The following is a 22,909-nucleotide window of genomic DNA, read 5'->3' as shown; positions in this document are numbered from 1 at the left end:
GCCGGACCGCCGTCCCGTCAGAACGCCGCCGCCTCCCCCTCGGCGGGGGCACTGCCGTCCACCGGGTGCACGGGGCAGGCACCCAGCCGCCGGGGCACGGGGAAGGTGCCCAGCTCCGCGACGCGGTAGCCGTTCGGGTAGCCCTTGACCTCCGGGTTCTGGCGGGCGTAGTGGGGGCTGCGGCGGGGCGGGAGCAGCCGGACGGCCTTGGCACGCAGCTTCAGGGCGGTGTGCACGGCCGTCCGCACCGCGGGCCGCGGCCGGTCGTAGCGGAAGGCGTCCAGCAGCGCGTCGTCCAGGAGGGCCAGGCTCGCGCCGCGCACCACCGGGGCGAGCGGGCCGTACCAGCCCGCCATCAGCTCCAGGGAGGCGTCGGCGACCCGGCGCGCCCCCGGGTCGAAGCCGAAGTGCGCCGCCTCGTAGGAGTCCAGGCACTCCTCGAACTCCTGGTAGGTGCGCGGGATGTCGCTGATCCCCAGGTGGCGGCCGAGGGTGCCGTAGTAGGCGGCCATGGCACGCTTCTCGTGGCTGCTCAGCCGCCGCCAGCCGTACCGGTCGAGCCAGCGGATCGGGACGGCCACGAAGGTGGACAGGACGTAGCGCATGTCGTCGTTGCTGATGTCGTAGCTGCGGTGCATGCGGTTGATGCGGCGGATCGCGGTCCGGCCGTCCTCGCTGCCGAAGCCGTGCTCCACGACGGTGTCCAGGAGGAGGACGGTGTCGTCGTAGCGCTTCTGCGGGCGGTCGGTGAGTTCGGCGGTCTCGGCCAGCAGCCGGCCGATGCTGGGCACCGCGTAGGTGCGGTACAGCGCCAGTTCCAGGGCCCTGGTGACGTCCCAGGGGAATTCGTGGGTGACGGTGATGCGGTAGATCCGCAAGAAGTCGCGCTCCGGGTCGAGCCGCCGGATCTCCCTGAGCCAGTCGTAGCGCCGCACCTGCTGTCCGTCCCTTCGTCGCCCGAAGTTCCAACTCTACGGCCCGCGGGCACACTTCTACGACGGTGACGGGCGAGTGACCGGGGGTCGGGATGGCCGGATTCCTGCGCGAGATGGCCGGGGCGCTGCACCCCGGCAGACGGACCGGAGGCAGACGGAGCGCGGTGTTCCACCGCACGGCGCGGCCGGCCGCGGGCCGTCCGCACAACCTCTTCGAGGCGGCGGCCTGTTACGTGGCGGCGGGCGCCGAGGAGGACGAGGAGCGGGGCGCGCAGGCGGCGGCGTGGGTGTCGCCCGAGGCGCTGGCCTTCGGCATCAACGAACTGGCCTGCCGGGCGGTGCTCGCGCTGGCGCGGGAGCGCCGCCGGACGCCCCGGGAGGTCGCCCACGAGCTGCTCGGGCTGCCGCTGCCGTGACCGCGGGGCGGGGGCCGGCCCCCGCCCCCGGGCCGCCCGGGAAGGGCATCGCCGCAGCGCAGCGCTGGTGACAAGGCCGCTCCCGGCCAATTAAGGTGCGCGGCGACGTTGCGGACCGTGATGGAGGGAGGCCCGGCGTGCCGGCAACCGGGAGCGCCGACGAGCAGAGGGACGACCAGGCGGCCGACCAGCTGTTCGTGCTGACGGCGGTACTGCTGACGCCCGCGCAGTTCCCGAGCGTGCTCGGCGACGACTACCCCGAGGTGTGCGCGGGCCTCGGCCTCGAACCGTACGCGGAGGGCTACGGGCTGGTCCTCGGCCAGGACGGCACCGGGGCGCGCTGGACGGTGGCCACCGAGGACGTGTCGCTGGTGGCCTGCGCGATCGCGGCCTGGGACTGCGGCATGGAGTACGACCTGTCGCCGGACGGGGAGAGCATCGTGGCGGCGCTGCCGGGCTGGCCGTTGGCGCTGGCGGTGTCGGCCCCCGGGGTGCCGCAACCGCACGACCCCGAACCGCAGGAGGGCGACCGCGCGCCGCTGGCGCCGCCGGACGCCCAGGGCTGGGGGCCCGCCCAGCGGCGGCTCGGCGCGGACGAGATAGCGCTCCAGTGGGCGGCCTGGCGGGCCCAGGTGGAGGACGACGAGGTCACCTTCGCCGCGCCCGGCGAGGAGCGGCACCGGGGCGTGCGGCGGGTGCTGGCGGAGGCCCGCGGGTACGTCGCCGACCCGCCGCCGCCCGGCCGGGTGCGGTCGTCGTTCGCCGCGGGCGAGGCCCGCACGCTGCGGGTCGACGGCCCGGGGTGGAGCATGGTGGCGCGCACCGACGACATCGCCTTCGTCCTGCTGGACGAGGAGCCGGGGCAGGTGCACCCGGTGGGCCGGGGCCCCGAACTGCCGGGACTGCTGGCCTCGCTGGACGGGCTGGCGGCCCGCCCCGTCTGACCCCCTCCCCCTCCTGGCCGGCCCAGGGCGGGACGGCGGCCCGGCTCCGGGCGGGCCGCCGGCGCCCCGCGGCTCAGCGGCCGAGCTGCTTGCGGCGGACCCGGCGCAGCCGGCGCCGCTGGGAGGGGTCGAGGGTGAGATACGCGGCGGCCGGGATCCCGACCATGACCAGCACGGCCGCCCAGAACGGCAGCAGCCACAGCAGGAGCACTCCCACCGCGACACCGCCGATCGCGACCTTCGCCTGAGTGGACATCCGTCACGTCCCTTCCGCGGCGACCGCCGCCCTTGCGTCCGTAACCCATTGAACGCCGCTTCGCCGCCGGAGGTTCCCTGACCGCGCCGTTCGTGGGGTACCCGCGGCCGCTCCACGCGCCGGTGATCAAACGTGAGCAGTACCGTCCCGCGGCTTCCCCGCCGCGGTCGGCCCCGCTCCGCTCACCGGACTCGCCCGCTGTGCGGCGGCGCCCCTGCCCGCGGACCCGCCCCGGCTCGGGCAGGTCGCCTTCCGGCGCCCGGACGGCGGCCCCGTACCGGACGCCCTGGGGTGGCACCCGGCGCCCTCGCGTTCCTGCTCGGCGACCCGGCGGCGCGCGCCCAGGGGATGCGGACGGAGGCGCTCGCCCCGGGACACACCGCCACGTACGCCGCACAGCCCCCAGCCGCCCCTCCCCCGGGGAGCGGGCGCGCTGGACCTGTGCGTCAACGATCCCGTCGGACTGCCGATGGCCGGCGTGGACGTCTCGGTCCGGACCGCGGACGGCCGGGAGGCGACGCAGCACCGGACCGACCCCAACGGCCGGCTGACGGTGACCCTGCCGCCCGGCGGCTACCGCCTGGTGGTCACCTCCGACGGCTTCGAACCGGCCCGGTTCGAGGTCGCGGTGGTGGCCGGTGAACGGACCGCCCCGCGCCCGGTCACCCTGGAACTGGCCCCCGCCCTCCCGCTGCCCGTCGCCGGGCACTGGCGGATCGACCCCGACCACACCGCGATCCGGTTCACCGCCCGGCACATCGGCCTGACCGACATCCACGGCCGGTTCAACCACTTCGAGGGCGGACTGTGGATCGGTGAGCGGATGGCCGACTCCCGGGTCGAGGTGGCCATCGACGCGGCGAGCATCGACACCGGGGTGCGGATGCGGGACGAGCACCTGCGGTCCGCGGAATTCCTGGACGTCGCCCGCTACCCCCACCTCCAGTTCACCGGGGAGCGGTTCGTCCACAAGGGAGGCAGCCGCTGGACCGTCCAGGGCGTCCTCCAGCTGCACGGCGTCAGCCGCACCGTCCAGCTGGACACCCGCTATCTGGGCATCGGCACCGGGATCGCCGGCGAGACCCGCACCGCCTGCCGCGCCGTCACCGAACTGCACCGCGAGGACTCCACCCTGGACTGGCGGAAGATGCTCGCCAGGGGCATCGCCGCGATCGGCGCTACGATCCGCATCGAGCTGGACATCCAGGCCGTCCGGCACGAGTAACCGCCGTCCAGGAGAGGTCCGCCGCCATGACCGGCCCGTCGCCCCAGCCGCCCGTGCCACCGCTCGCCGAGGCGCTCGCCGCCGGGCCGGTCGTCCTCGACGGCGGGCTCTCCAACCAGTTGGAGGCCGCCGGGCACGACCTGGGCGACGCCCTGTGGTCGGCCCGGCTGCTCGCCGAGGAACCGGAAGCCGTGGTGCGGGCCCACCTGGCGTACTACGAGGCCGGCGCCCAGGTGGCCATCACCGCCAGCTACCAGGCCACGTTCGAGGGGTTCGCGCGGCGCAGCACCGGCCCGGAGGAGACCGCCGCACTGCTCCGCCGCAGCGTCACCCTGGCCCGTGAGGCGGCCTCCCGGGCCCGCGCGGACGGGGTCCCCGGCCCGCTGTACGTGGCGGCGTCGGCGGGGCCGTACGGCGCGATGCTGGCCGACGGCTCGGAGTACCGCGGGCGGTACGGCCGGTCGGTGGACGAGCTGGAGCGCTTCCACCGGCCGCGCCTGGAGGTCCTGGCCGCCGCCCGCCCGGACGTCCTCGCCCTGGAGACGGTGCCGGACGCCGACGAGGCGCGGGCCCTGCTGCGCGCGGTCCGCGGCCTCGGCGTCCCGGCCTACCTGTCGTACAGCGTCGCCGGGGACCGCACCCGCGCCGGGCAGCCGCTCGACGAGGCGTTCGGGTATGCGGCGGACGCCGACGAGGTGATCGCGGTCGGGGTCAACTGCTGCGCACCGGACGACGCGGACCGGGCGGTGCGGATCGCGGCCCGGGTCACCGGCAAGCCCGTGGTGGTCTATCCCAACAGCGGCGAGCGCTGGGACGCCACCGCGCGGGCCTGGTGCGGCAGCCCGGCGTTCCGCGCGGACCGGGTGGCCGGCTGGGTCGCGGACGGTGCCCGGCTGATCGGCGGCTGCTGCCGGGTCGGCCCGGACGCCATCGCCGAACTGGCCGCCGCTCTCGGCCGCTGACGGCCCGCCGGCCCACGGGAACGCCCCCCGCGCCCCCTGGCCGGAGGTCCCGGACGGCAGACCGGGGTGAACGGGCCGGCGGGGCGCGCCCGTTCACCGGGCGGCGCCGCCCCCGAGCGCCGCCCCCGGCGCCCCGCGCCGCCCCGCTGCCCGGACCGGCTCAGGACAGCGGCCGGGTCAGCTTCCTGCTGCCGGTGCTGTCGGCGGTCAGGCTGCACACCACGGACCGGATGCCCAGCTTGTAGCCGCTGACGCTGGGGAACTGCACATAGGTGCCCTCAGCGGTGCCGGCCGGCTGCTTGGACGCCTTGTCCTGGAGTTCCGAGGCGCACAGCGCGGACGCCTTGTCCTTGATCTCGTTCTGGGCCGTCAGACCGCGCGGCAGGGTGTAGACGAAGACGACCTCGGCGTCGTGCGGGCCCCGGCAGGACGCGGCGTTGGTGTTGCCACCGCTGCCACCGGGCGGGAGGTCGTAGCAGTCGCCGGCCCGCAGCTCGTAGAAGGGCACCGTGCGGCCGCTGGGCGAGGCTCCGCCGGTCCCCGGGCCGGTGGGCGTCGCGGAGGGCGCGGGGTCCGCGGAGAAGGACGGGGACGGCGACGCGGAGCCGGACGGCGAGGAGCTCGCGCTCGCGGCGGGCCGGGCCTGGTCACCGCCACCGCCGTCGCCATTGCTCCATATCAGGACACCGATGACGACGGCCAGCACGAGCACCCCGGCGCCGATGATCAGCGCGATGGCGGTGCCGTTGCCGCCCCCGGAGGGCGGCGCCGGCGGCTGCTGCCAGCCACCGGGGGCACCGCCCGGTCCACCGGACCCGGGCGGGCCGAAACCCCCGCCGGCGGGCGGCCCGTAGGGGCCGGCGGGCTGCGGACCGGACGGGCCCGCCGCCGGGCCGTACCCACCCGGTCCGTAACCGCCCTGTCCCGGCGGCTGCCGGCCGCTCGGACCGTAACCGTCCGGCGGCCCGAATCCGCCACCGCCCGGGGGCGGCGGGGGCGGCGGCTGGTTGGACGGCGGAGGCGGGGGAAAGCTCATGGCGGCTGTTCGCTTCTTCGCTGTGGGGTCAAGGACGCGGTGACCGGTCTGGACCGTTCCGGGATGAATCCTCCACCCCGCGGGCACCGTTGGCGGCCCGGCCGGGGCGGACGGCCCCGGTCCTGATCGCCCGGACAGACCCTAACGTGCGCGACGTGTACGCCTCACTGCCCGGAGGTGCCCCGTGTTCACCGACCTGCCCCTGGACGACCTGCGCCGTTACCGCCCCCCGCTCCCCGAACCGCCCGGCTTCGACGCCTTCTGGCGCCGCACCCTCGACGAGGCCCGCGCCGTCCCCCTCGACGCCCGGTTCACCGCCACCGACACCGGGCTGGCCCGGCTGCACACCGACGACGTGGAGTTCTCCGGGTTCGGCGGGCACCGGATCCGCGGCTGGTTCCTCCGCCCCCGCCCGGCCGACGGCCCGCTGCCGTGCGTGGTGCAGTACCTCGGCTACGGCGGCGGCCGGCTGCTGCCGCACGACTGGCTGCTCTGGCCGTCCGCCGGATACGCCACCCTCGTCATGGACGCCCGCGGCCAGAGCGGCCCCGACCGCCCCGGCGACACCCCCGACCCGGTGGCCGCCGCCCACCCCGGCGTCCCCGGGAAGCTCACCCAGGGCCTGCTCGACCCCGACACCTACTACTACCGGCGGCTCTACACCGACGCCGTACGGGCCGTGGAGGCCGCCCGCGGCCACCCCGCGGTGGACCCGGAGCGCGTCGCCGTCGCCGGCGGCAGCCAGGGCGGCGCCCTCGCCCTCGCCGCGGCGGGCCTGGTCCCCGGCCTGGCGGGCGCGCTGATCGACGTCCCGTTCCTGACCCACATCCGGCGCGCCCTGGATGTCACCGACGAGGGCCCCTACGGCGAACTGGTCCGCTACTTCGCCGGGCAGCGCGGCCACATCGACACCGCCCTGCACACCCTGGACCACTTCGACGGGCTGAACTTCGCCGCCCGCGCCACCGCCCCCGCGCTCTTCGGCACCGCGCTGCGCGACGCGATCGTCCCGCCGTCCACCGGCTTCGCCGCCCACCACCACTACGCGGGCGCCAAGCGGCTGGAGGTCTGGCGGTTCAACGGCCACGAGGGCGGCGGCGGCGCCCAGCGGAGCGCCGAGATCCGCTTCCTCCGCGAGGTGTTCGGCACCTGACCCGGGTCCGGCCGGACGTACCGCACCGCCCGTCCGGACCGCCCCGCGCGTGTCGTCCACAGGCCGCCCGCGGCACACCCCGCGCGCATTACGATGCGGCAGCGCGCGGGGCCCGAAGCGGCCGGGAGCCCCCGAGCGCGAGGCACGGACCGCCGGCCGCCGAGGGAGGTGCTCCATGGGCGCGCAGTCGGCCGGCCCCCTGGTCGTCGGCGTGGACAGCTCCACGCAGTCCACCAAGACCCTGGTCGTGGACGCGGAGACCGGCCGGGTGGTGGCCCGCGGCCAGGCCCCGCACCCGGTCGGCGGCGGACCGGGCAAGGAGAGCGACCCCCGGCACTGGTGGCGGGCGCTCGGCGAGGCCCTGGCGCAGTGCGGCCCGGCCGCCCGCCAGGCGTCCGCGGTCTCCGTCGCCGGCCAGCAGCACGGGCTGGTCACCCTCGACGCTGCCGGGGAGCCGGTCCGCCCGGCGCTGCTGTGGAACGACGTCCGCCCGGCCCCGGAGAGCGCCCGCCTGATCGCCGCGGGCGGCGGCCCGCGGGCCTGGGCGGAGCGCGTGGGGAGCGTGCCCGGCCCGGCGTTCACGATCGCCAAATGGGCCTGGCTGCGCGCCCACGAGCCCGCGGCGGCGGCCGCCACCGCCGCCGTCCGGCTGCCGCACGACTACCTCGTCGAGCGGCTGACCGGCCAGGCCGTCACCGACCGCGGCGACGCCTCCGGCACCGGCTGGTGGGCGTCCGCCACCGGGGCGTACGACGCGGAAGCCCTGGAACTGGCCGGGCTGTCCGCCGGGATGCTGCCCCGGGTGGCGCTCCCCGGCGAGGCGGCCGGCACCGTACGGTCCGGTGAACTCCCGCTCCCGCACGGCGCGTTGGTGGCCGCCGGGACGGGCGACAACATGGCGGCCGCGCTCGGCCTGGGCCTGCGCCCCGGCCGGCCGGTGCTGAGCCTGGGCACCTCCGGCACGGTCTTCGCCGTCGCCACCCGCCGGCCCGCCGACCCGACCGGCACCGTCGCCGGCTTCGCCGACGCCCGCGGCGACTGGCTCCCCCTGGCCTGCACCCTGAACTGCACCCTCGCCGTGGACCGCGTCGCGGCGCTGCTCGGCCGCGACCGCGAGGCCGTCGAAGCGGGCGGCAGCGCCGTCCTGCTGCCTTACCTGGACGGCGAGCGCACCCCGAATCTGCCGCACGCCACCGGCCTGCTCCATGGGCTGCGCCACGACACCACTCCCGGCCAGCTGCTCCAAGCCGCCTACGACGGCGCGGTGTTCACCCTGCTGCGGGCGCTGGACCAGGTGCTGGCCGGCGAGGCCGCGCCGGACGCGCCGCTGGTCCTGATCGGCGGCGGGGCGCGCGGCGCCGCCTGGCGGGAGACCGTACGGCGGCTCTCCGGCCGCCCGGTGCTCGTCCCCGAGGCGGACGAACTGACCGCGCTGGGGGCGGCGGCGCAGGCGGCCGGGCTGCTGCTGGGCGAGGATCCGGCGGCGGTGGCCCGCCGCTGGGGCACCGACCGCGGCGCGCACCACCCGGCCCGGGAGCGGGACGACGCGGCGTGGGAGCGGCTGGCGGCGACGCTCACGGACGGCGCGGCCCTCCTGGGAGGCTGACCCGCCCGGCCCTCCCCGGCCACGGCCCACCCTGCCCGCCACCGGAAAGCGCTAAACCCTTTCCATGGAAAGTTAATTCCATGCCACCCCATCGAGCGATTGTGCCGATAAAAACAGCGCCACTATCTTCGGTGCGGCGGCGAGCTGCCGGCGGACATTCCCGTGTCCGCCCGGGCGTTCACCCGCCGCAGCCTCCACGAGATAGGTGACATGGTGACGATTGCCGGCGAGACTCTGCCCGGAAGCGCCGAGGAAAGCCAGAATTCCAGCCTGACGACCGCGGCCGCGCGGAATCTGGCGACGACCACCAAGACCGCGCCGCAGATGCAGGGGATCACCTCCCGCTGGCTGCTGCGGCTGCTGCCCTGGGTCCAGGTCTCGGGCGGTACGTACCGGGTCAACCGCCGGCTGGCGTACACCGTCGGCGACGGGCGGATCGACTTCGCCATCGACGGCAGCTCGGTCGCCATCATCCCCGAGGAACTCCGGGAACTCCCCGCGCTGTGGGAATTCACCGACACCGAGGTGCTCGCCGCCCTCGGCGAAAGGTTTACCCAGCACGAGTACGCCCCCGGTGAACTGATCGCCCGGGCCGGCACCCCGCACGACCGGGTGGTGCTGATCGCGCACGGCCGGGTCGACCGGATCGGCACCGGCAAGTACGGCGACGACACCGTCCTGGCGGCGCTGGCCGGCGGCGACCACCTCGGCGACGCCCCGCTGGCCGCCGCCGACGGGCACTGGGAGTTCAGCTACCGCGCGGTGACCCGGGTGACGGCGCTGACCCTGACCCGCCAGGACGCGCACGAGGTCATCGGCCGCTCCCCCGCCCTGCGCGACCACCTCGCGGCAGGCGCCCAGACCACCGGGCGGCCGGCCAACGCCAGCGGCGAGGCCGCCGTCGCGGTCGCCTCCGGCCACCACGGCGAACCCTCCCTGCCCGGCACCTTCGTCGACTACGAGCGGTCCCCGCGCGAGTACGAACTCAGCGTCGCCCAGACCGTCCTGCGCACCCACACCCGGGTCGGCGACCTCTACAGCGACCCGATGAACCAGGTCGAGGAGCAGCTGCGGCTCACGGTGCACGCCCTGCGCGAGCGCCAGGAGCACGAAATGATCAACAACCGCGAGTTCGGCCTGCTGCACAACGCCGACCTCAAGCAGCGCATCCCCACCCGCAGCGGCCCGCCCACCCCCGACGACCTCGACGAACTCCTCGCCACGGTCTGGAAGGACCCCGGCTTCCTGCTGGCCCACCCCAAGGCGATCGCCGCGATCGGCCGCGAGTGCAGCGCCCGCGGGCTCTACCCGGCCGCGGTGGACGTCATGGGCCACTCGGTGCCGTCCTGGCGCGGGGTGCCCCTCTTCCCCTGCAACAAGATCCCGGTGACGAAGGAGGGCACCAGCTCCATTCTGCTGCTGCGCACCGGAGAGGAGAAGCAGGGCGTCGTCGGACTGCACCGCAGCGGAATTCCCGATGAATACGAACCGAGCCTTTCGGTGCGCTTCATGGGAATCGACGACCAGGCCATCGCGAACTACCTCGTCAGCGCCTACTATTCGGCGGCGATTCTCGTCCCCGACGCCCTGGGCGTCCTGGAGGACGTGGAAATCGGACACTGAGCGGAAACGCCCCGAATTCCCCTCCCTCCGCCCCGCATCCCCATCCTTTCACGCAATGGCGCCCCGCGATGGCCTTCTCGCCACGCCGTTCACGCACCGCCGTTCACGTAAAGCGACGTCCGCGTACAACGACGTCCACGTACAACGACGTTCACGTACCAACCGGAACAGGTGACCCTCCGTCATGACCACATCCGTGGACCCCACGTCCGGCCCGCAGACCGAAGGCACCGAGCCACAGCGCTCCAGCCTGGACACCGGGGCCGCCCGCAATCTGGCGACCACGACCAAGACCCCGCCGCAGATGCAGGGCATCTCCTCGCGGTGGCTGCTGCGCGTCCTGCCCTGGACGCAGGTCTCCGGCGGCACCTACCGCGTCAACCGGCGGCTGACCCACACCCTGGGTGACGGGCGGGTGGAGTTCGTCACCGAGGGCGCCGACGTCCGCGTCATCCCCCAGGAGTTGCGGGAACTGGCCCCGCTGCGCGGCTTCACCGACGACCCCACACTGCGGGAACTGGCCGGCCGGTTCGCCCAGCGGGACGTCGTCCCCGGTGACGTCATCGCCGAGCAGGGCACCCGCGCCGACCGCGTCATCCTCATCGCCCACGGCAAGTTCGAACGGCTCGGCACCGGCAAGTACGGCGACGAGACGGTGACCGGGGTACTGGCCGACGGCGACGCGGCCGGCGAGGCGGCCCTGCTCGGGCCGGACGCAGAGTGGGAGCACACCGTACGGGCGGTGACCCGCGGCACCGTCCTGACCCTCTCCCGCGCCGACTACGAGGAGGTGCTGGGCCGTTCCGAGGCCCTCCGCGCCCACCTCGACGCCTTCCGCACCGCACTCGTCCCGGCGCAGAACAAGCACGGCGAGGCGGCCATCGAACTCGCCGCGGGCCACGTCGGCGAACCGGAGCTGCCGGGCACCTTCGTCGACTACGAGCGGTCCCCGCGGGAGTACGAACTCAGCGTCGCGCAGACCGTACTGAAGATCCACTCGCGGGTCGCCGACCTCTACAACGACCCGATGAACCAGCTGGACCAGCAGCTGCGGCTCACCGTGGAGGCGCTGCGCGAGCGCCAGGAACACGAAATGATCAACAACCGCGAGTTCGGGCTGCTGCACAACGCCGACCTCAAGCAGCGCATCCACACCCGCAGCGGCCCGCCCACCCCCGACGACCTCGACGAGCTGATCTCCCGCCGCCGGAAGACCCAGTACCTGCTGGCCCACCCGCGGACCATCGCCGCCATCGGGCGCGAGTGGAACGCGCGCGGCATCTACCCCACGCCCGTCGAGATCGACGGCACCCCGGTGCGCGCCTGGCGCGGCATCCCGCTGCTGCCCTGCAACAAGATCCCGGTCAACCCCGACCAGACCAGCTCGATCCTCGCGATGCGGGTCGGCGAGGAGAACCAGGGCGTCGTCGGCCTGCACCAGACCGGCATCCCCGACGAGTACCGCCCCGGCCTCTCGGTGCGCTTCATGGGCATCAACGACCAGGCCGTCATCAAGTACCTGGTCAGCGCCTACTACTCGGCGGCGGTCCTGGTACCGGACGCCCTGGGCGTCCTGGAGGACGTCGAGATCGGCCACTGAGGCGAACGGGGGCGGGGGATGAGGGAGGGGGCGAGGTCGGCGGAGCGGGCGGGAGGCTCGGTCGGCCGCCCGCTCCGCCGGCTCCTCAGGGGCCGGCGGCTTCTCAGGGGCCGCCAGCTCCTCAGGGGCCGGAGCGTGGCACCCGGGTGACGCCCATACGGGCCCTTGTGTCCCCCGCCGCCCCTCCCCCGGGAACCTCTCCGCCGGCGTCCCGCACGCCTCTCCCCTGCGCAATCAGGGGAGTTGGACGGCCCGCTCCCCTCCCGGTCCTTCTTTGGTCAAGCCATTGACACAACGGCCATTCCCTTGGCAGGGCGCGCACCGTTGCGCATGATGAACGCACCGGCCTGTGCGTGACATGTACGCGACCACCCCCTCGGTCCTTGTCAGGAGTTCACATGGAGCCCGACCAGCACTCCCCGGCCCGTCGGCGGCTGCTCACCGGCGCCGCCGCCCTCGCCGCGGCCGCCGCCCTCACCCCCCTCACCCCGGCTGCCGCCTCGTCCCGACGCAAGCGGACCGCGAGAGCCAGACGGGCCGCGAGCTACCCGCCCGTCCACTGGGACCCGGCCAGTTCCGCCAACTACACCGCCGCCAACCGGCCGACCCAGTACGCCATCGACACGGTCGTCATCCATGTGACCCAGGAGACCTTCGCGGACACCCTGCGGCTCTTCCAGGACCCCGCGCACAAGGCGGCCGCGCACTACGTCGTCCGCTCCTCCGACGGCTACACCTCCCAGTGCGTCCGGGAACGCGACGTCGCCTGGCACGCCGGCAACTGGAGCTACAACACCCGCAGCATCGGCATCGAGCACGAGGGCTGGATCGACGACCCGAAGTGGTTCACCGAGGCGATGTACACCCGGTCCGCCCTGCTCACCGCCGCCATCTGCGACCGCTACGGCATCCCCAAGGACCGCCGGCACATCATCGGCCATGTCGAGGTCCCCGGAACCGACCACACCGACCCCGGCCAGTACTGGGACTGGGCCTTCTACATGGACCTGGTCAAGGGCGCCTCCCTCTGGGGCGGAGGCGGCTCCCTGAACTGGTGACCCCCTGCCGGGTACTCGTGGCCCCCTGCGGAGTCGGGCCTGCTGAGCGGGACTGCTGAGTCGGGGCCGCCGAGCCGGGGCGGATCCGGGAATCGGGGCCGCGCCCCACACAGCGCGGCCCCGACTTCCGGCCACCCGCCTCTCTCCCCCCGACGCACCCGACCCCGACAGGGACGCGATGCACACGCCCGGCCGCAGCCGGGGCGCACAGAGCCCCACGCACACAGCCCCACCCCTGCCACTTCCGCGACAGATGCCACCGCCTGGCGCGTAGCGCATGACACGCCCGGGACCGCATGACACGGCACGGACCGAACCGGACGACGCTGCGGCGGGCCGGGGCGGATGACGCCACGCCGGCCGGGTGACGCGCGCGGGCCGGGCGACACGGCACCGCCCCGTTCCACGGGTGTTCGGAATCCCGCCACCGGCGGGTCATAGTGAGCGCCGCCCCACCTGTCAGAGTTGACGCGACGTCAGGAGGCTGCCGTGAAGCAGCGGTTGGGTTCAGTGCGGACGGCCGCGGTGGCGGTGGTCGCGTGGGGCGTCCTGGTGGGCGGCGGCGCGGCGGGCACCGCCCGGGCGGCGGCCGACGACGGCTTCGAGCGCTCCGCGCCGGTGCGGCTGGCGCCCGGGGTGTCCTACGGCGAGTTCCGGATGGCGCTGCCCCGCGGCACCGTCCACGGCCACCTGCTGACCATCGACCTGTCCGCCCCGTCCGTCTCGGTGGACCTGCTCGGCCCCGGTGCCGTCGCCGCCCGCGCCCCGGTGTCCGAGCTGGCCGGGAACCGGCGCGCGGTCGGCGCGGTCAACGGCGACTTCTTCAACATCAGCGAGGCCCAGCACCCGGGCGTCGAGGTCACCGGCTCCTCGGTCGGGCCCGCGGTGTCCTCGGGCCGGGACCTGAAGGGCCCGGTGCCGGACGGGCAGCGGTTCGGCCCGCCGCTGCCGCCCGGCGCGACCACGAACGACGTGCTCACCGTCGGCTACGACCGCCGGGCCCGGCTGGACCGGCTCACCCTGCACGGTACGGTCCGCGGCCCCGCCGGCGCCTGGCCGCTGCGCGGGCTGAACCAGTACGCGCTGCCGGAGGACGGCATCGGCGCCTACACGTCCCGCTGGGGCCAGGTGTCCCGGGAGCGCGCGGTGTGCGGCACCGACACCAACCGGGCCGCGGGCTGCGACACCGACACCGCCGAGGTCACCGTCCGCAACGGGCGGGTGGTGGAGACCGCCGAGCGGCCGGGCGCCGGGGTGATCGAGCCGGGATCGGTGGTGCTGGTCGGCCGCGAGGCCGGCGCCCGGCGGCTGCGCGCGCTCCGCCCCGGCGACCGCGTCCGGGTCAGCCACCGGCTCGCCGCCGGGCTCCCGGGCCGGCTGCGGTGCGCGGTCGGCGGCTTCCCCGTGCTGCGGCACGGGCGCCCGGCCGACGGCCTGGACACGGTCGCGGTGACCATGCGCACCTCGGCCGGGATCGCGAACCGCGGCCGGACCCTGTACCTGATGGCGCTGGACGGTGAGAAGGGCCGGGACCAGACCGGCCTCACCGTGCGCGAGCTGGCCGATCTCATGGCACGGCTCGGGGCCCAGGACGCCCTGAACCTCGACGGCGGCGGCTCCTCGACGTTCGTCACCAGGGGCCGGGACGGCGCGGAGCAGGTGCGCAACCACCCGACGGACGGGAAGGAACGCCCGGTCGCCAACGCCGTCGGCGTCTTCTCGGGCAGGGCCTGGTCGGACGGGTCGGACGGGTCGGACGGGTCGGACGGGGGTGATGGGCCCAGAACGTGACCGGGTGCACGACGGGCGCGCGCCGGGTTCACGACGGGGGCGGGCAGGGCTACGGGCCCAGGCCCCAGGAGCCAGGGCGGGCGAGGCTGCGGGCGCGGGACGCGGGGGCGGCAGACGCGGGCGCTGGAGGGCGCGGGGCGGGGCGCGGGCTGTCCGGCCGTCCGGGCCGGCCGGCTGTCCGGGCGGCCGGGCGCCCGTGCTGCGTGCGCCTGCCAAGGGGGGACACGGGGGGACGCGTGTCCGCCGGGCCGGGCCGTGTGTGTGCCGGGGCCGCTTGCCTTTTGCTTCCTTGTTCGGCAACGATTACGGAGAGTGATTAGTTCCTGGAGTTTCGTAATCGGCAAGGGGGTGCCGGGGGGCGTCAGGGGCGGACGCCGCTCACCACTTCGGCGGCGCCGGCGAGGCCGTGGTGGATGTCGGGGGCGAGACTGCTGCCCGCCAGGTAGAAGCCGAGCAGTCCGCACACGATGGCGTGCGAGATCTTCAGTTTCCCGCTGCGCAGGAAGATCACGACCAGGATCACCAGCAGCAGGATGACCGAGATGGAGACAGCCATGGACACAACACCTCCTCGTCCGCCGCCCGAACGGGCGGTAAGCGGTGGCCAGTTTGGCGCATTGCGGGGGATGTCCGGTTCGCGGCGGGGTGCTCCAAACAGGTGGTCCTGGGGAGAAGGGGGAAAGAGGGAGGAGGGAGGGGCGTGGGGGAGGTGTGCGGGGGCAGTTCCCGGTGTCGGTAAAGAAGTGGCATGGATCACCCCACCCCTCGCAACGCGGCGGGGGCCCTGACCGTCTTAGCGGCCGACATTGCCGCCGCTCCCGCACCATCGACGGAAAGCCGCCCATGAGCCAGAGCCCCGCCCGGTCCTCGCGGCCGTTCCGGCCGTCCCGGTCGCTGTGTGCCGCCTTCGCGCTGATGCCGGTGCTCGGCTTCGGCACGCTGGCGGCGTGCGACGCGGCCAAGGCGTCGGCGTCCCCGGAGCGGCCGGTGAAGGTGGCACTGGGGTCGGCCGGCGGGCACCCGACGGTGCAGGCCGGCGACCAGCTGCGGGTGAGCGCGGACGGCGGGGTGCTGACCGAGGTGACGGTGACCGATCCGCGGGGCCGGCAGCTGGTCGGCGGGTTCAGCCGGGGCGGGACGGTGTGGACGTCGCGGGCCAAGGCCGCGCCGGACACCAAGTACTCGGTGCTCGCCCTGACCCGGGACCCCGGCGGCGCCCGCAGTGCGGCCAAGGAGTCGCTGACCACCGGGAAGGTGGCCAAGCGGAACCGGCTGACGTTCACCCCCCGCCCGGGCGGCGCGGTGGTGCGGGCCGGCGATCCGATCACGCTCACCTTCGCGTTCCCGGTACGGGACCGGGCGGCGGTGGAGCGGCGGCTGGAGGTGGTCACCGACAACCGGACCGAGGGCGCGTGGAGCTGGGAGTCCGCCGGTGGCCGGGACCGGATCGTCTGGCGGCCGGAGGGCGGCTGGAAGCCGGGGACGAAGGTGATGCTGCGGGCCGAGCTGAACGGCGTGGACTCCGGCGGCGGGCGGTTCTTCACCAAGGATTACGGGTTGCGGTTCACCGTGGGCCGCGGTCCGGCCGTCAAGGCGGACCTCGATGCTGACGCGTACATCACACCCGGACTCGGACTTACGCCTGCTTTATGGCAAGGTCCAGGTGGGTGACCCTGTGGTGGTCGCCCAACCCTCCCTGCGAGGGACAGACAACCCAGGGGACGGGGCCGGAGACCGGAAGGTCGCCCGGTCGCAGCGGCAGTGGGCCGGAGGCGGAGAGCGCGCGCCTCGTGTCGGGCTGCCGACCCCTTTTCAGAGCCTAATGTGACGGAATGAGCACCGTGCAGGACCAGGATCAACTCACGGGGTGGCGGCGCTTCCGGCGCCGCGTCCCCAATGGCTTCGCCATCATCTTCAGCGTGCTGGGCCTTTTCTGTGCCCTGACAGCGCTGATCGGGCCCCTTCGGCGCGCACTCCACTCGGTGATCTACTGGCTGGACACGCTCACGATCCCGGTGGCCCCGAACTTCGCTTACGCCGCGTTCCTCTTCCTCCTGGCCGCCGCGATGACCGCGCGGAAACGGGTGGCGCTGTGGTTCGTGGTCGCGTACATGGTGCTGAACGTCCTCGCCGACGCGCTGTTCCTGGCCGCGGGGTACTGGGAGTTCGGCTTCTCGCTGGTGCTGTGCGCCGGGGCGCTGGTGCTGCTGCTGGTCTCGCACCGCGAGTTCTACGCGATCACCCGGCGCGGGGCGTTCCTGCGGGCCGCGCTGGTGCTGGCCGGCGGGCTCGTGGTGGCGGTGCTGATCGGCTGGGGGCTGGTGTCGCTGGCGCCCGGTTCGCTGGAGCGCGGCGGCGGCAACCGCCTGCTGTGGGCGGCGAACCGGGTCTGCGGCGGGCTGGTCGGCGGCCGGATCGTCGAGGGGCACCCGGCGCACTGGATCGGCACCCTGCTGGGACTGCTGGGTGCGCTGGCGCTGCTGAACGCGGCGGCGGCGCTGTTCCGTTCGCAGCGGATGGAAGCGGCGCTGCACGGTGACGAGGAGGCCCGGATCCGGGCGCTGCTGTCGAAGTACGGCAGCCAGGACTCGCTGGGGTACTTCGCGACCCGCCGGGACAAGGCGGTGGTGTTCTCGCCGAGCGGCAAGGCCGCGGTGACGTACCGGGTGGAGGCCGGGGTCTGCCTGGCCAGTGGTGATCCGGTCGGTGACCGGGAGGCGTGGGGTCCGGCGATCGACGCGTGGCTGGACGTGGCCGGCCGGTACGGCTGGCAGCCGGCGGTGATGGGGGCCAGTGAGGACGGCGCGAAGGCGTTCGCGCGGGCCGGGCTGGGCGCTCTCCAGCTCGGTGACGAGGCGATCCTGCACATCCCGGAGTTCGACCTGGACGGCCGGGACATGCGGGTCACGCGGCAGGCCGTCAACCGTGTGCAGCGCACCGGGGCGACGTTCCGGGTGCGGCGGCACGCGGAGCTGACCGAGGCGGAGATGCAGGAGGTCATCCACCGGGCGGATGCCTGGCGGGACACCGAGACCGAGCGTGGTTTCTCGATGGCGCTGGACCGGCTCGGGGACGAGCAGGACGGTGACTGCCTGCTGGCGGAGGCGTTCGACGGCGACGGGAAGATGATCGCGCTGCTGTCGTTCGTGCCGTGGGGCAAGGACGGCATCTCGCTGGATGTGATGCGGCGCGACCGCAGTGCGCCGAACGGCGTGATGGAGTTCATGGTCGCCCAGCTGTGCGCGCAGGGCGGGGCGCTGGGGGTGCGGCGGATCTCGCTGAACTTCGCGGTGTTCCGGTCGGCGTTCGAGGAGGGTTCCCGGATCGGTGCCGGTCCGGTGCTGAAGGTGTGGCGGCGGCTGCTGCTGTTCTTCTCGCGCTGGTGGCAGCTGGAGGCGCTGTACCGGTCGAACTCGAAGTACCACCCGGAGTGGTACCCGCGGTTCCTGTGCTACGCGGATGCCGGTGCGCTCGCCCGGATCGCGCTGGCGTCGGGTATCGCCGAGGGCTACGTGGCGGTGCCGAGTCTGGGCAAGCTGTGGGGCAAGGGGCACCAGAAGCGGGTGCTGGCCCCGGCGAGCACGGCGGGTCTGCCGTCGCTGGACGAGCTGGGTCTGGTGGAGTCGGAGCCGGCCACGGCGGAGGAGCAGCGCGAGCGGGAGCTGGCGGCGCTGCCGGAGCAGGTGCGGGTGCGGCACCGGAAGCTGGAGCGGCTGCGGGACGCGGGCACCGATCCGTATCCGGTGGGCGTGCAGCGGACGCACACGCTCGGCCAGGTCCGCGAGGAGTACGGCGAGACCGCGGCGGGGGCGCGTACCGGCAAGACGGTGACGGTCGCCGGGCGGGTGCTGCTGGTCCGGGACCACGGCGGGGTGCTGTTCGCGGTGCTGCGCGACTGGTCGGGCGATCTTCAGGTGGCGCTGACCCGGGCGGACAGCGGCGCGGAGCTGCTGGAGCGGTTCGGTACGGATGTGGATCTCGGTGACCACATCGAGGCCGAGGGCGAGGTCGGGGCGAGCGACCGCGGTGAGCTGACGGTGTTCGTCACCGGGTGGCGGCTGACGGCGAAGTGCCTGCGGCCGCTGCCGGACAAGCGGCGCGGACTGTCGGATCCGGAGGCGAAGGTCCGCCAGCGGTATGTGGACCTGGTCGTCTCGCCGGACGCGCGGGACACCGTGCGGGCCCGGAGCACGGCGGTGCAGGCGCTGCGGCAGGGGCTGATCGACCGGGGTTACCTGGAGGTCGAGACGCCGATGCTCCAGCAGATCCACGGTGGTGCCAACGCCCGTCCGTTCCACACCCACATCAACGCCTACGACCTGGACCTGTATCTGCGGATCGCGCCGGAGCTGTATCTGAAGCGGCTGTGCGTGGGCGGTATGGAGAAGGTCTTCGAGATGGGGCGGACGTTCCGGAACGAGGGCATCTCGTACAAGCACAATCCCGAGTTCACGATGCTGGAGGCGTACCAGGCGTTCGCCGACTACGACGTGATGCTCGACCTGACCCGGGAGTTGATCCAGGGTGCGGCGGTCGCCGCGTTCGGCAGCGCCACGGCCCGCAAGGCGGACAAGAACGGGCGGCTGGTCGAGCACGACATCTCGGGTGTGTGGCCGGTGAAGACGGTGTACGGGGCGATCTCGGAGGCGCTGGGCGAGGAGGTCACCGCGGACACCGAGCCGGATGTGCTGCGGCGGCTGTGCCTGGGGGCGTCGGTGCCGGTCACTCCGGAGATGGGCCGGGGCGACGTGGTCCTGGAGATGTACGAGCGGCTGGTGGAGGAGAAGACCACGCTGCCGACGTTCTACAAGGACTTCCCGACGGATGTCTCGCCGCTGACCCGCCAGCACCGGAAGGACCCGCGGGTGGCGGAGCGCTGGGACCTGGTGGCGTTCGGTACGGAGCTGGGTACCGCGTATTCGGAACTGACCGATCCGGTGGAGCAGCGGCGGCGGTTGACCGCGCAGTCGCTGCTGGCGGCGGGCGGTGACCCGGAGGCGATGGAGCTGGACGAGGACTTCCTCCAGGCGCTGGAGTACGCGATGCCGCCGACGGGTGGTCTGGGGATCGGTGTGGACCGGCTGGTGATGTTCCTGACGGGTCTGTCGATCCGGGAGACGCTGCCGTTCCCGCTGGTGCGGAGGCGCTGACGCGCCGGGCCTGGGGCCTCGGGCGCCGGGCGGGCTGGATTCTTTCCGGCCCGCCCGGCGCTTTTCGTGTGTGCGGGTCTTCTCCTGTGGGCGTGTGCTCCGCGTGCCGGGCGGTTTCGCCGTGGCGGACGGGGGGGGCGTGGGTCACGGTGCGGTCCTGCTGAGGGCGTGGTCGGCGACGGCGGGGTCGAGCCAGCCGCGGTCGGTGAGTTCGGTGACGAAGCGGCGGTAGGCGGGGAGGTGGCGGGCGGTGCGGTCGGGGGCGGGGCGGATCTCGGTGCCGGGGCGGAGCATGGCGGCGGCGGTCGCGGCCCGGCCGGTGCCGGCGGAGGTGGCGGCGAGGACGGCCATGCCGAGGGCGCTGTCGGCGTGTTCGGGTACGTGGACGGTGCGGCCGAGGACTTCGGCGCGCAGCCGGCACCAGTAGGTGTTGCGGGCGGCGCCGCCGGTGTAGGTGAGGGGGCCGGCGGTGGGGGCGCCGAGGTGGTCGAGGTAGTCGAAGCAGAGGCGTTCCAGGCAGGCGACGCCGAGGAGGTAGGCGTGGAACTCGGCGGCGCGGGTGGGGGTGGCGCCGAGGATGAAGGGTTCGGCTTCGGGGGCGCGGAAGGGGAAGCGTTCGCCGCCGGTGGAGACGAGGGGGTAGGCGACGGCGTCGGGGTCCTGGGCGGCGGCCTGTTCGGTGAGGACGTCGAGGTTCTCGCCGTGGAAGTAGTGGGAGATGACGCCGGCGCCGCTGTTGGAGGCGCCGCCGGGCAGCCAGGTGCCGGCGGGGCCGCGGTGGCAGTGGACGAGGCCGGCGGGGTCGCGGACGAGGTGGTCGCTGGTGCCCTTGAGGACGAGGGTGGTGCCGAGGGCGGCGTTCCAGGCGCCGGGGGTGAGGGCGCCGGCGCCGATCTGGGCGGCGCAGTCGTTGGTCATGCCGGCGACGATGGCGGTGCCGGCGGGGATGCCGGTGGCGTCGGCGGCTCCGGGGGTGACGGTGCCGAGGACGGTGCCGGGGCGGACGACGTCGGGCAGCAGGCCGGTGGGGATGGCGAGGGTGTCGAGGACGTCGTGGGGCCAGCGTTCGTCGAGGAGGTGGTAGCCGGTGGTGAGGGCGTGGCTGGTGTCGCTGGGGAGTTGGCGGCCGGCGAGTTGCCAGGCGATGAGGTCGGTCTGGTGGAGGAGGCGGGAGCCGGTGGCGAGGGTGGGGTCGTGGTCGAGGAGCCAGCGGAGTTTGGGCAGGGCCCAGGTGGGCGGCATGGTGCGGTAGCCGAGGTCCCGCCAGAGGTGGGCGCCGGCCGCGGTGCAGGTTGCGGCCTGGTCGGTGGCGCGGCCGTCGTCGTACATGAGGGCGGGGGTGCGGGGGGTGCCGTGGGGGTCGGTGAGGAGGATGGTGCCGGAGGTGCCGTCGAGGGCCAGGCCGCGGATGCGGTGGGGGTCGAGTCCGGTGAGGGCTTCGCGGCAGGCTTCGGCGAGCGCGGGCCACCAGGTGGCGGGGTCCTGTTCGTGGCGGTTGCCGGTGCGGTGGCCGGTCAGGGGGCGGGCGGCGGTGGCGAGGAGGGCGCCGGTGCCGTCGACGGCGAGGCAGCGGGCGCTCCGGGGGCCGAGGTCGAGGCCGAGCCAGATGGCGTCGGGGGGGGGGGGGGGGGCGTGCGGGTCAGACACGGATGCCTCCAGGGGCGGGGGGCTGGGCGGGGTGGTGCGTGGGGTCGGTGCGGCGGGGGGCGTGGGGGGGTGGCGGGGTGCGGGCGCCGGGTGGTGCGGGCGGGGTCGCGTCGGCCGGTGGCGCGGGCGGGGTTGCGCGAGGCGCCGGAGTCCTGGTGGAGGGCGGTGGAGCAGGCGGCGTGTGCGGGGTGGGGCTGCCGGGGGCGCCGGAAGGGGACGTAGGTCTCGGCGGCGCGCTGGAGGCCGGTGGCGAGGCGGGAGACGGCGATCTCGCTGCCCTGGTCGTCGGAGACCGCGGACGTGGTGGCGGTGGTGCCGGCCTCGATGGTGCGTACGGACATCGGCGGGGTCCTTTCACACCGGGCGGAGGCGGGTCGGTAGGCGGCGGGCCGGCCGGGTGCGGCTGCTTCCGGCCCGTCGGGCGGCCGGACGGCCGGACGGCTTGAGGAAGAGGGAATCAGCGCTGATATCGGTACGTATCCCGTCAGAGTAGCGCCGGTGCGCGGTGCTGGACGGGCCTCCCGCGTTGTCGGGTCTTCCGGCGTGGGGGGTGGCTGTGGGGCGTGGCGCGGGGCGCCGTGGGGCGCTGGGGGCGGGGGCCGCTGCGCGGGGCGGTGGGTGGGGTGTACGGACCGCTGCGCGGGGCTGGGCGCGGGAGGGGTGCCGCTGCGCGGGGGTGCGGGTCGGGAGCGCGGGGGTGGGGGGTGTGGTGGCGGGTCGGAGGGGCAGGCGGGGCCGGGCGTCTCCGGGTAACGGGAGCGAACGCCTTCGGGTGCCGGGCTGCTCCGGGTGCCGGGCGCCTTCGGGTGCCGGGCCCGAGCGCCCCGGGTGCCGGGCTGCTCCGGAATATCCGCCGCGGTCCCGGGCGTTGGGGCCCCGCAGGGGGGCTTCGCCACCCCTACGGGATCCGTTCGACCCACCCCCAGGGGCCCCGCCCCGAGGGCCCCCGGGGCCCCGCCCACGAGCCGCCCCCAGCGGCGCTCCTCCCCCGCCCCGCGTCCTACCCCAGCCCCAGCACCCCCGGGTCGGTCGCGAGGGGGCGCAGGGCCGCGCGGGGGTCGGGGACGAGGCGGCGGGCGGTGAGGTCGAGGATGCCGCAGACCGCGCTGATCTCGGCGGCGGGGGTGCCGTCGGCCTTGCGGACGGTCTGCTCGATCGTGAACGTCTTTCCCTCGCTCCACACGAACCGGCAGCTGACCTCGACCTCGTCTCCGGCGCGGAGTTCGCGCCGGTAGCGGATGGTGGTTTCGAGGGTGACCGGGCCGATACCGCCGGCCACCAGCGTGGCCTGGGGGATGCCGGCGGCCTGGAGGGCGGACCAGCGGGCGTGTTCGGCGTACTGGAGGTAGACGCTCTGGTTGAGGTGGCCCTGGGTGTCGGTCTCGTAGCCGCGGACGGTGACCGGCACGGCGAACGGCGCGCCGCTTCCGCCACCGGCCCCGGTCGCCGCCGGCGCGTCGGCGCCGGCCCCCGTGATCGCCCTGTCGGTGCCGGCCCCGGTGGTCGT

At 74.7% G+C, this 22,909-nt stretch carries 19 protein-coding genes; 13 read left to right on the top strand and 6 right to left on the bottom strand.

The window, feature by feature from the left end; all coding sequences use genetic code 11:
• Positions 1–17: 17 nt before the first annotated feature.
• A complete protein-coding gene (locus tag MUU72_RS21800) occupies positions 18–935 on the bottom strand; it encodes an oxygenase MpaB family protein (protein WP_248015028.1) in 918 nt (305 codons plus the stop codon).
• A 92-nt stretch (positions 936–1,027) separates the two neighbouring features.
• Here MUU72_RS21800 and MUU72_RS21795 point away from each other — a divergent pair, with 92 nt between their 5' ends.
• Complete coding sequence (locus tag MUU72_RS21795; RefSeq protein ID WP_248015027.1) at positions 1,028–1,351, top strand: hypothetical protein; 324 nt, start codon at positions 1,028–1,030, stop codon at positions 1,349–1,351.
• A gap of 137 nt (positions 1,352–1,488) precedes the next feature.
• Entirely contained in the window at positions 1,489–2,295 is an 807-nt protein-coding gene (locus MUU72_RS21790) for a hypothetical protein (protein ID WP_248015026.1), read from the top strand.
• A gap of 73 nt (positions 2,296–2,368) precedes the next feature.
• On the opposite strand, the gene MUU72_RS21785 is transcribed toward MUU72_RS21790, so the two are convergent.
• A complete protein-coding gene (locus tag MUU72_RS21785; RefSeq protein ID WP_248015025.1) occupies positions 2,369–2,551 on the bottom strand; it encodes a tail-anchor membrane protein in 183 nt (60 codons plus the stop codon).
• Between the two features lie 433 nt (positions 2,552–2,984).
• Between MUU72_RS21785 and MUU72_RS21780 the strand changes: the two genes are divergently transcribed.
• Entirely contained in the window at positions 2,985–3,776 is a 792-nt protein-coding gene (locus MUU72_RS21780) for a YceI family protein (protein WP_282504428.1), read from the top strand.
• 26 nt (positions 3,777–3,802) lie between these two features.
• Positions 3,803–4,738: a homocysteine S-methyltransferase gene (mmuM, locus tag MUU72_RS21775; protein WP_248015023.1), complete on the top strand. Its 936-nt coding sequence runs from the start codon at positions 3,803–3,805 to the stop codon at positions 4,736–4,738.
• A 160-nt stretch (positions 4,739–4,898) separates the two neighbouring features.
• Here mmuM and MUU72_RS21770 read toward each other — a convergent pair whose 3' ends face one another.
• The gene (locus tag MUU72_RS21770) at positions 4,899–5,774 is read right to left on the bottom strand and encodes a septum formation family protein (protein ID WP_248015022.1); all 876 of its coding nucleotides are present in this window, start codon (positions 5,772–5,774) and stop codon (positions 4,899–4,901) included.
• A gap of 184 nt (positions 5,775–5,958) precedes the next feature.
• Between MUU72_RS21770 and MUU72_RS21765 the strand changes: the two genes are divergently transcribed.
• The 6 genes from MUU72_RS21765 to MUU72_RS21740 all read left to right on the top strand — a co-directional run bounded on the left by MUU72_RS21765 (position 5,959) and on the right by MUU72_RS21740 (position 14,605).
• Complete coding sequence (locus tag MUU72_RS21765; protein WP_248015021.1) at positions 5,959–6,927, top strand: acetylxylan esterase; 969 nt, start codon at positions 5,959–5,961, stop codon at positions 6,925–6,927.
• Positions 6,928–7,102: 175 nt separating this feature from the next.
• Positions 7,103–8,533 carry a xylulokinase gene (gene xylB / locus MUU72_RS21760; protein ID WP_248015020.1) on the top strand — a complete coding sequence of 477 codons (1,431 nt, stop codon included), beginning with the start codon at positions 7,103–7,105 and terminating at the stop codon, positions 8,531–8,533.
• A gap of 210 nt (positions 8,534–8,743) precedes the next feature.
• The gene (locus tag MUU72_RS21755) at positions 8,744–10,156 is read left to right on the top strand and encodes a family 2B encapsulin nanocompartment shell protein (protein ID WP_248015019.1); all 1,413 of its coding nucleotides are present in this window, start codon (positions 8,744–8,746) and stop codon (positions 10,154–10,156) included.
• Between the two features lie 184 nt (positions 10,157–10,340).
• Positions 10,341–11,756: a family 2B encapsulin nanocompartment shell protein gene (locus MUU72_RS21750; RefSeq protein WP_248015018.1), complete on the top strand. Its 1,416-nt coding sequence runs from the start codon at positions 10,341–10,343 to the stop codon at positions 11,754–11,756.
• Between the two features lie 398 nt (positions 11,757–12,154).
• On the top strand, positions 12,155–12,814 hold the full coding sequence (locus MUU72_RS21745) for an N-acetylmuramoyl-L-alanine amidase (protein WP_248015017.1): 660 nt from the start codon (positions 12,155–12,157) through the stop codon (positions 12,812–12,814).
• Positions 12,815–13,303: 489 nt separating this feature from the next.
• On the top strand, positions 13,304–14,605 hold the full coding sequence (locus tag MUU72_RS21740) for a phosphodiester glycosidase family protein (RefSeq protein ID WP_248015016.1): 1,302 nt from the start codon (positions 13,304–13,306) through the stop codon (positions 14,603–14,605).
• 361 nt (positions 14,606–14,966) lie between these two features.
• Here the strand turns inward: MUU72_RS21740 and MUU72_RS21735 are convergent, their stop codons facing one another.
• Positions 14,967–15,161, bottom strand: coding sequence for a hypothetical protein (locus tag MUU72_RS21735; RefSeq protein ID WP_066975668.1), 195 nt, complete (start codon positions 15,159–15,161; stop codon positions 14,967–14,969).
• A gap of 287 nt (positions 15,162–15,448) precedes the next feature.
• Here MUU72_RS21735 and MUU72_RS21730 point away from each other — a divergent pair, with 287 nt between their 5' ends.
• On the top strand, positions 15,449–16,276 hold the full coding sequence (locus MUU72_RS21730) for an Ig-like domain-containing protein (protein WP_248015015.1): 828 nt from the start codon (positions 15,449–15,451) through the stop codon (positions 16,274–16,276).
• A 161-nt stretch (positions 16,277–16,437) separates the two neighbouring features.
• Positions 16,438–19,755, top strand: a complete 3,318-nt coding sequence (lysX, locus tag MUU72_RS21725) for a bifunctional lysylphosphatidylglycerol synthetase/lysine--tRNA ligase LysX (RefSeq protein WP_248015014.1) — start codon at positions 16,438–16,440, stop codon at positions 19,753–19,755.
• Positions 19,756–19,899: 144 nt separating this feature from the next.
• On the opposite strand, the gene MUU72_RS21720 is transcribed toward lysX, so the two are convergent.
• The gene (locus MUU72_RS21720; protein WP_248015013.1) at positions 19,900–21,402 is read right to left on the bottom strand and encodes an FGGY-family carbohydrate kinase; all 1,503 of its coding nucleotides are present in this window, start codon (positions 21,400–21,402) and stop codon (positions 19,900–19,902) included.
• Positions 21,403–21,648: 246 nt separating this feature from the next.
• Between MUU72_RS21720 and MUU72_RS35375 the strand changes: the two genes are divergently transcribed.
• A complete protein-coding gene (locus MUU72_RS35375; protein ID WP_282504416.1) occupies positions 21,649–21,783 on the top strand; it encodes a hypothetical protein in 135 nt (44 codons plus the stop codon).
• A 619-nt stretch (positions 21,784–22,402) separates the two neighbouring features.
• On the opposite strand, the gene MUU72_RS21715 is transcribed toward MUU72_RS35375, so the two are convergent.
• The gene (locus MUU72_RS21715) at positions 22,403–22,879 is read right to left on the bottom strand and encodes an acyl-CoA thioesterase (RefSeq protein ID WP_248015063.1); all 477 of its coding nucleotides are present in this window, start codon (positions 22,877–22,879) and stop codon (positions 22,403–22,405) included.
• Positions 22,880–22,909: the final 30 nt, after the last annotated feature.

It is taken from the genome of Streptomyces rhizoryzae (assembly GCF_023155275.1).
GTDB lineage: Bacteria > Actinomycetota > Actinomycetes > Streptomycetales > Streptomycetaceae > Streptomyces > Streptomyces rhizoryzae.
This window is presented reverse-complemented; position numbering and strand designations above follow the sequence as displayed.

Bases quoted from the DNA above. Each gene is read 5' to 3' on its own strand.
- MUU72_RS21735 (WP_066975668.1), bottom strand. From the start codon at position 15,161: ATGGCTGTCTCCATCTCGGTCATCCTGCTGCTGGTGATCCTGGTCGTG.
- lysX (WP_248015014.1), top strand. From the start codon at position 16,438: ATGAGCACCGTGCAGGACCAGGATCAACTCACGGGGTGGCGGCGCTTC.
- MUU72_RS21785 (WP_248015025.1), bottom strand. From the start codon at position 2,551: ATGTCCACTCAGGCGAAGGTCGCGATCGGCGGTGTCGCGGTGGGAGTG.
- MUU72_RS21795 (WP_248015027.1), top strand. From the start codon at position 1,028: ATGGCCGGATTCCTGCGCGAGATGGCCGGGGCGCTGCACCCCGGCAGA.
- MUU72_RS21770 (WP_248015022.1), bottom strand. From the start codon at position 5,774: ATGAGCTTTCCCCCGCCTCCGCCGTCCAACCAGCCGCCGCCCCCGCCG.
- MUU72_RS21745 (WP_248015017.1), top strand. From the start codon at position 12,155: ATGGAGCCCGACCAGCACTCCCCGGCCCGTCGGCGGCTGCTCACCGGC.
- MUU72_RS21730 (WP_248015015.1), top strand. From the start codon at position 15,449: ATGAGCCAGAGCCCCGCCCGGTCCTCGCGGCCGTTCCGGCCGTCCCGG.
- xylB (WP_248015020.1), top strand. From the start codon at position 7,103: ATGGGCGCGCAGTCGGCCGGCCCCCTGGTCGTCGGCGTGGACAGCTCC.
- MUU72_RS21755 (WP_248015019.1), top strand. From the start codon at position 8,744: ATGGTGACGATTGCCGGCGAGACTCTGCCCGGAAGCGCCGAGGAAAGC.
- MUU72_RS21750 (WP_248015018.1), top strand. From the start codon at position 10,341: ATGACCACATCCGTGGACCCCACGTCCGGCCCGCAGACCGAAGGCACC.
- mmuM (WP_248015023.1), top strand. From the start codon at position 3,803: ATGACCGGCCCGTCGCCCCAGCCGCCCGTGCCACCGCTCGCCGAGGCG.